The organism is Shewanella sp. BJSY2023SW007 (assembly GCF_047314525.1).
GTDB lineage: Bacteria > Pseudomonadota > Gammaproteobacteria > Enterobacterales > Shewanellaceae > Shewanella > Shewanella chilikensis.
Map to the genome: position 1 here is coordinate 98,642 of NZ_JBKORL010000068.1, position 7,226 is coordinate 105,867.

Annotated in this window: 8 protein-coding genes and 2 pseudogenes; 9 read left to right on the forward strand and 1 reads right to left on the reverse strand. The window is 44.1% G+C overall.

Translation table 11 applies throughout. The features are described from left to right. The first annotated feature begins 85 nt into the window (after positions 1-85). The 8 genes and pseudogenes from ACMHXE_RS10750 (at position 86) to ACMHXE_RS10785 (ending at position 5,921) form a co-directional block, all read left to right on the forward strand. On the forward strand, positions 86-373 hold the full coding sequence (locus ACMHXE_RS10750) for a YcgL domain-containing protein (RefSeq protein ID WP_101057709.1): 288 nt from the start codon (positions 86-88) through the stop codon (positions 371-373). Positions 374-388: 15 nt separating this feature from the next. Then, on the forward strand, positions 389-1,366 hold the full coding sequence (locus tag ACMHXE_RS10755; RefSeq protein ID WP_101057696.1) for a lytic transglycosylase domain-containing protein: 978 nt from the start codon (positions 389-391) through the stop codon (positions 1,364-1,366). A 47-nt stretch (positions 1,367-1,413) separates the two neighbouring features. Next, entirely contained in the window at positions 1,414-1,854 is a 441-nt protein-coding gene (locus ACMHXE_RS10760) for a YcgN family cysteine cluster protein (protein WP_101057694.1), read from the forward strand. Positions 1,855-2,079: 225 nt separating this feature from the next. Next, positions 2,080-2,238: pseudogene (locus ACMHXE_RS10765) on the forward strand (ISAs1 family transposase); the annotation flags it as partial. A 484-nt stretch (positions 2,239-2,722) separates the two neighbouring features. Further along, positions 2,723-3,709: a glycosyltransferase gene (locus ACMHXE_RS10770; protein ID WP_165565010.1), complete on the forward strand. Its 987-nt coding sequence runs from the start codon at positions 2,723-2,725 to the stop codon at positions 3,707-3,709. A 141-nt stretch (positions 3,710-3,850) separates the two neighbouring features. Further along, positions 3,851-4,123: pseudogene (locus tag ACMHXE_RS10775) on the forward strand (hypothetical protein); the annotation flags it as partial. A 41-nt stretch (positions 4,124-4,164) separates the two neighbouring features. Further along, positions 4,165-4,560, forward strand: a complete 396-nt coding sequence (locus ACMHXE_RS10780) for a hypothetical protein (protein ID WP_157822709.1) — start codon at positions 4,165-4,167, stop codon at positions 4,558-4,560. A gap of 197 nt (positions 4,561-4,757) precedes the next feature. Continuing rightward, positions 4,758-5,921, forward strand: coding sequence for a chemotaxis protein (locus ACMHXE_RS10785; RefSeq protein ID WP_413732231.1), 1,164 nt, complete (start codon positions 4,758-4,760; stop codon positions 5,919-5,921). A 285-nt stretch (positions 5,922-6,206) separates the two neighbouring features. On the opposite strand, the gene ACMHXE_RS10790 is transcribed toward ACMHXE_RS10785, so the two are convergent. Next, the gene (locus ACMHXE_RS10790) at positions 6,207-6,386 is read right to left on the reverse strand and encodes a hypothetical protein (protein WP_165565012.1); all 180 of its coding nucleotides are present in this window, start codon (positions 6,384-6,386) and stop codon (positions 6,207-6,209) included. A 197-nt stretch (positions 6,387-6,583) separates the two neighbouring features. Here ACMHXE_RS10790 and ACMHXE_RS10795 point away from each other — a divergent pair. Beyond that, the coding region (locus tag ACMHXE_RS10795; RefSeq protein WP_413732233.1) for a transposase at positions 6,584-7,226 on the forward strand (643 nt) is incomplete at its 3' end.

Consider the following 7,226-nt stretch of genomic DNA (forward strand, 5'->3'; position numbering starts at 1 on the left):
CGTGACAGCGTTATATTCCAAGGCGTCCATGTTATAGTGTGCCCCGATGAGTGGCAAGTTTGAACCCATGGAAATTGATACAATTATGATCTGTGCTGTCTATAAAAGCCTGAAAAAAGCCGACACCTATTTATTCGTTAACAAGAAAGGCCAGTTTGATGATGTACCTGCTCCCTTGATGCAGGTATTTGGGCCGCCACAACTGGTAATGCTATTGCCGCTGCAGAAAAGGCAACAACTGGGCATTGCTGATATTAACAAGGTAAAAGCAGACCTGGCAGAAAAGGGCTATTATTTGCAATTGCCGCCGCCTCAGGTGGATATGCTGAAGGAGCTGAGAGTTAGCAAGGGCTTGGATGATCACTCTGCTTAAGGAATAACGCGGTTTATGGATAGATTTTCCCTGGTGTTTATTTCACTGCTGGGTGTGGCGCTGCCCAATGTTTGCGTGGCGACTGAGGGCAGTTTCGAGCAGTATCTTGATATATTAAAACAGGACGCGGCAACGCAAGGGATAGATCAACTCACATTGGATAAGGCCTTCAGCCAAATAAAACTGTTTAAAAAGGCCTCCAATGATGATAAAGCCATTCCGAAGCCACCGCAGGATTTAGAACACTATATTCCCCGGATTATCAATGAAGAGATGGTGGTCAAGGGGCGAGTATTGGCTGAAGAGTATCGGCCGCTGTTGCTTGGGCTGGGCAAACAATACCGGGTGCAACCCAGGTTTATTTTGGCGCTTTGGGGACTCGAGTCGGATTTTGGCAATCAGCAAGGGAGTTATCCTGTGCTGTCTGTGACAGCGTCACTGGCCTATGAGGGGCAAGAGGCTTATCACAATGAGTTTATCTCGGCACTGAAAATCCTCGCGTCACAATCGCTTGAATCAAATGAGCTCAAGGGCTCCAGCACTGGCGCCATGGGACCTTTAGGGCTGATGCCAAGTGCCTATCTACAATATGGCAGCGACGGCGATGGCGACGGCAAGGTTGATATCTGGAATAGTTTCGCTGACGGTTTGGCATCTGTGGCTAACTACCTGCAGCAAGCGGGCTGGGATGACACCCAAACCTGGGGACGTCAGGTTAAAGCACCAGAGTCGATAGAGAATGACCAACTGGGTGTAGGTTATCAGGCGAGCTTCAGTCACTGGCAGCAATTGGGCGTTCGTCGTTACGATGGCAGTGATCTGCCAGGCAGAACTGATATGCAAGTGTCATTGATTATGCCCGATGGCAAACGTGGTCGACACTATCTCGTGTATCAGAATTATCGCGCATTGCGAAGCTGGCAGGATTCAGATTATTTTGCTTTGGCGGCGGCCTATCTTTCCGAACGGATCAAGTATCCACCCTCAAATTAGTGTAAAATAGCGTTCACGCAAGTTTTCAAGAACGAATCAACAAGTTTATGTCCTTTTGGTTAACCAAGACCCTGGCCGAAATGACTCCCGATGAATGGGAGTCTCTCTGTGATGGCTGCGGCAAATGTTGTCTCAATAAGCTCATCGATGATGAAACCGATGAACTCTACTATACTAACGCGGCTTGTAAGTTGTTGTCTGATAAAGATTGCAGCTGTATTCATTATGAAAAGCGCTTTGAATTTGTTCCCCAATGTACTGCGGTGACGGCGAATAATATCGGAGAGTTGGACTGGCTACCGGATAGTTGTGCTTACCGGCGTTTGTATAAGGGGCGACCATTACCCGCCTGGCATCCGCTCTTGACCGGTTCCAAGAATGCTATGCATGAAGTGGGGATGTCGGTGAAAGATAAGACATTGAGTGAAACTAAAGTCAGGGATCTTGAAGATCATATTGTACTTTGGCCACTGAAAGACTTGGATTAATATCATTTACAATAAAAAAGCCAAACAAATCATGTTTGGCCTAATGTGATGGTCTGCCCCCTCCTCAGCAATTATGCTGAGATTAGATTTGGACAGGAGGTAGATCATCATGTTTATTCAAGTACTCGGTATCGATTTAGCAAGTCAAACTTATCCCTCCGCAGTATGTAAAGCCCTACGTCAAAGGTAACAAGAACGACTTCATTGATGCTGATGCTATTGCTGAAGCAGCGCAGCCACTACATCCGCCAGTACTGGCGGATTGAGAACAGCCAGCATTGCGTGTTGGATGTTCTCTTTAAAGAAGATAACTCACGTATCACACTTGAAGACGCGGTGGAAAACATCGCCCTGTTCCGTCGCTTTGTCATGAACCTCCGAAAGTGAGCGTCTCAGAGAATCTCATTTCCATAAAACTGTCGTTATTTATCAGAGACTGACTCCCAATAGCGTGCTTCTTGCTGCTCGGAAAGTGTTTAGGATGTTCTATATTCGCTTATTCGTCTTGGTATTTGTTGCTGTTTTGTGATGCAACTTGTCCGCTGGGTGGTTGCAGGCGTGAATAAGTGTTTTAAAATGTTTTGTGTTAATTAAATGTTTTGATTATGTTTTTGTTTTTTTGGGTTTCCTTGTTGTTGTATGAGTTTTTGAGGTGCTTTTGAATTGATTTAAAATATTAATTCACTTTTGATGGTGGCTGTCTTAAATTGAGCAGGATTTGAAATCCTTCTACCTTTAGCTACCAGTTTTAGTCAGGCTAGAGTTGTAGCAGAGAGTTTAGTATTGTTGTTAATGAATCTCATTTGAATAGTTAAGTGTAATGAAGTATATTTTCGTGGTAAGGCATATATCTCCAGGTGGAGTTGAAATGGCAACATTGATATTAGTGAAAGAGTTGGTTGCCAGAGGTAATGAAGTTGAAGTTTGGAATTTAGGTGAGCAAAATAAAACGGATTTGGAATGTTGGTCATCATGGGTCAATGTTAAGAAAATTAGCAAGATTAAACTTTTGCTTTTTAAGCGCTCCGTTGTTAAGGGAGAAGTGATGGTTCTTGTGAATAATGCCGCAAGTCGTTACGCTCCGGTAAAAGGGGTTGTTTCTATTATTCATGGTGATCCCTTGTATAAGTTCAAATGCAATAAATCTTTAGTAAGTAAGTTCAAGGAACTTGTTAAAGTAAAGTTTTCTCTAGGTCGCAGGAAGGTTGTTTTTATTTCTAAAAAACTTGGTGATGAGATTAATGGGTTTATTAAATATCCAGTAAAACATATACCAAATCCTTTTGAACCTGCTGTAATTCAGGCCAAAGCTAATGAACCTTTGACTATGAGTTTACCAGAAAATTTCATTTTACATGTTGGTCGGATTGCACCAGAGAAACGTCAGGATTTACTGTTAAAAACTTATATTGATAACAAAGAATTACATCATTCAACGGACTTGGTTTTTGTCGGGGCTGAGCCTAAGCATGATGGTCCTATTACCCGTAAATTGCACAGAATACTCGATCAATGTGATATTAGTCATCGCGTACATTTTTTAGGTGAGCTTAAAAATCCATGGAATATCATGAAGAAAGCTAAGTGTCTTGTGTTGTGTTCAGAGTTTGAGTCTATGGGGTATGTTTTGCTTGAGGCCATGGCACTTAGAATTCCTATTGTAGCGACAGAAGCTGTAGGTCCACTTGAGGTATTAGGAGAAGACTTTGCGGGATTGGTTAAAGAAGGTGAGGATCTAGGCATTAGAATTGAAGACGCACTGAATCATCCTGAGAGATTTATTAAGGAGTTACCTTCTAAATATAATAAAGATGAGGTGGTTGAAAAGTTTGAATGCTTTATTAAATCACTATAAGTTTAAATATTTTTTGCTGACTTGAATTTTTATTTTGGCAGGAATGTGGCTACGTCTAAAAAATAAATATTTAAATGATTGGCTTGTATTTTCAGAATACCCCTTTATTGGGAATGAATGCGATTGATCGCCTAGTCAACCAATGGTATTGCATTTTCGTTAAAGAATTATCTTGAATGCATGGATTATGCCTGGCGGTGTATTCGCAATGATAAACGTGTCGCTATTAGTGAAAAGAGCGCCAAGCTGTAGGTGTGGTGAATATCCATCATGATAACTGGCCCAGGCTTACCGCTGAATTTGGAAAACTATTTCCTGGGCCGGTAGGGACGCTGCAAGAACTTACTACTGCGAACACTGGAGAAGCGACGATGGCATTTTGCAACCAGCTGTCAGTATTTTCAACCAGCCTGATTCCAATGCTATTTATCTCAACGTGAGTTCTTGATTTTCGTGTGATACTTACGCTCTCCATAGGGATAGATAAAAAATACTACAGGCTAAAGGGAAGCAATTTTATCGAAAACAAGGAGAGTGTGATGCAAGGATTTAAGGGATTTTTATTGTCTTCTTTGTTGGCATTGCTGGTGGGTTGCAGTTGGGCGGCCTTGGCGGGCATTGTTGGATTACTGCTGTTGCCTTCTATGTTTCAATCCAAGGGTTGGTTGGATCTGACCTATATGTTGGTGGGGACTATTTTGATGCTACAAGCATTGATCGCCGGATGTTGGGCCGGTTGGTTGAGGGGGAGCGGGGTATTGATTCGGCAAACGGTAACCCAAAATGCCTTTTGGAAGACCAACTTGTTTATTGCCATTGGTATATTGCTATTGTTTGCGTTATTGCATTAGTTTTCTGTATCCGCCAAGGTTAACCTTGGTCATCGAGTGGACCGTTAACACCCGCTTAAAATATCCTCAATCATATTGTTTTTTTAATTGTTTGCGGGCTGTGAGTCTACTCACGTTTTAGGTTATCTTCGGCGGCAATAGTCGGCAAAATGGTAAGATCCTCTTTTCCTTATTATTGTCTGTATTGGTGGAGTGCCATGCGTAGTTTATCCTCCTGGGGTTTGGTTCTTTGTCTGTCGTTGCTGGTTTCGGGTTGTTCATTGCTTGAGGTGAAATTGGAAAGCGGTATTGAGCCGCTGCCGCAGGAGCAGTTGAGCATGCGGGTATTTACCCGGGAATATGCCAGCAGCTTTTTTGCCGGAGTAGAGCAGAGCGCCGATCTGATACTACTACGCTCTGATGATCTGCAGAGCAAATCCAATGCCTTGATGTGGAAAATTAATGCCGAACAAACACTGGGACAAACCATTTTTCAGGTGTCGCCGGTAGCCGCCATGATAGACACTTGGGCATTTACTGCACAGATGGCCCAGTTTTTTGACTCTGGTAATGGTAAGGCATTGTTTGGCGAGCAAACGCAACTGGCAGCCAACACCAGTCAGCAACTGTTGGCTGATTATGAGCGCCGCATGCAAGGGCTGATGAGTAAAGCCGATTTTACTGCCAATCAGCAGTTTATCCGCGAATATACCATGGCCCACCCGCTGTTTGATATTAGCTTTCCACGGGTCTCCGCGTTTAACGACTGGTTGAGCTTCCGTAAGATCGGTGAGTTTGATGCTGTGACTACCTTCGGCAGTGTGCCTGAGGTGATGAGCGATATGTCTGACCGTATGGCCATGCTGGCGAGTCAAACGCCAAAACTGCTTGGCTGGAAGGCAGAGCTGTTTGCCCTTCACTCCAACATCAACTCAAAAGAGGTACAGCAAACCCTAAAAGATATCAGCGAAACCTCGGCTAAATTTCAGAAGCTGATGAATGAAAGCCCGCAGTTAATGTCTGAGCTGGCAGTGGATCTGCGCCGCGAGCTGACGCCGCTGTTGGTACAGTTGGATGCTAGTGCCGAGCGCAATCTCGCGCAACTGTCGGTCGAACGTCTGGCATTGGAAAAAATGGTGGAACGTGAACGCATTGCGCTGGAGCAGATGGTGGATAGGGAGCGCCAGGCCGTGACCAAAGAAGCCGATGCGCTGGTGCAACGTACTGTGACTCAGGTGTTTGAAGAGCTCACCGACGTGATTAAAAGCCTAATCCTCTATATCGTGCTGTTCTTGCTGGTAGTGTTCTTTGCGCCACTGGGCTTGGGTGTCTGGTTGGGCAAGCGTATTGGCTTGAAACAAGCCAGTATGACGAAGTCATAGTCAGGTAAATGGTGGCAAGTGTCTTATAGTGAGGCGCAGAAGGTAGTGTAAGTTGTATTAGTCGCAAGAGGGTGTTAACGCGCGGCTTAGGACTTTAAACAGATACTTGCCACCACTTTTAAGCCCAACCGTCCGAGGGTATTTGTAAGGCTGGTTACTTATTTCTACAGTTCAGCTTAACGTGTACCTGCAGTTTTTTTAGGGCCCGAGGACTTATTCGCACCTTTCTTAGCTCATGTGTAGATTTGATGAAGCCATGGGTATTTCGGTTATAGTCTGTTTTAATTAGATGACTTTTTTACCAAACTTATCCATTTTGCAATTGCATTTAGGACAAGTCCAACCACCCCACATCAGTTGACTTATATTTTGAGGGATACGAATTTTCGGCATTATTTCGCCGCATTCTGGACAGTTGATCTCATGTAAATTTATATCCATTTTAGACTGCTTGTTTTCAGTCATGGTGTTCTCCTTTTAAATTATTTTTGTGTTGATTTTTTGGGGATTGGCATGCCAGCCGCCCCTGTGGTGGCCGCATGTTATAACTGGTTGAACCGCCTTTAAAGTAACCAAGTCAACTTAACAAAACAAGAGGTGTTATCTGGTAGTGTTCATAAATCTGTGTCATTTGAGTAATATACACCCAAAAGGATATTCAAATGACCAAACCTACATTCGACATGGAAGCCGCCATTGAAGCTCTGCGTGCAGGTAAAGACCTGACCGGCAAAGATGGTATTCTCACCCCACTCATTAAACAGCTTACTGAAGCGGCCCTCAATGTTGAGCTCGACCAACATCTTGAAGATAAGCAGCCTGGTAATCGCAGAAATGGCAAGACCAGTAAGACACTGAAGACCGCTACCGGTAGCTTTGAGCTGCATACTCCGCGTGACCGAGATGGCACCTTCGAGCCTCAAGTTGTAAAAAAGAACCAGACATACCTGACCGATGAGATGGAGCGGAAAATCATTGCGCTATTTTCACTGGGCACAAGTTATCAGGATATTCGTGCCCATATCGCCGATATCTACGGCATTGAAGTCCCCAATGGCACCATTAGCGCCATTACTGATAAACTGCTACCTGAGCTTCAGGCTTGGCGTGAACGTGATTTAGAAGCCCTGTATCCCATCCTCTGGCTTGATGCTATTCACTATAAAATCAAAGAGAATGGCCGCTTTGTCAGCAAAGCTGTGTACACCATTCTGGCGCTCAATGTAGAAGGAAAAAAGGAGCTGTTGGGCTTGTATATCTCAGACACTGAAGGTGCACATCAGTGGCTAAGTATACTAACCGATC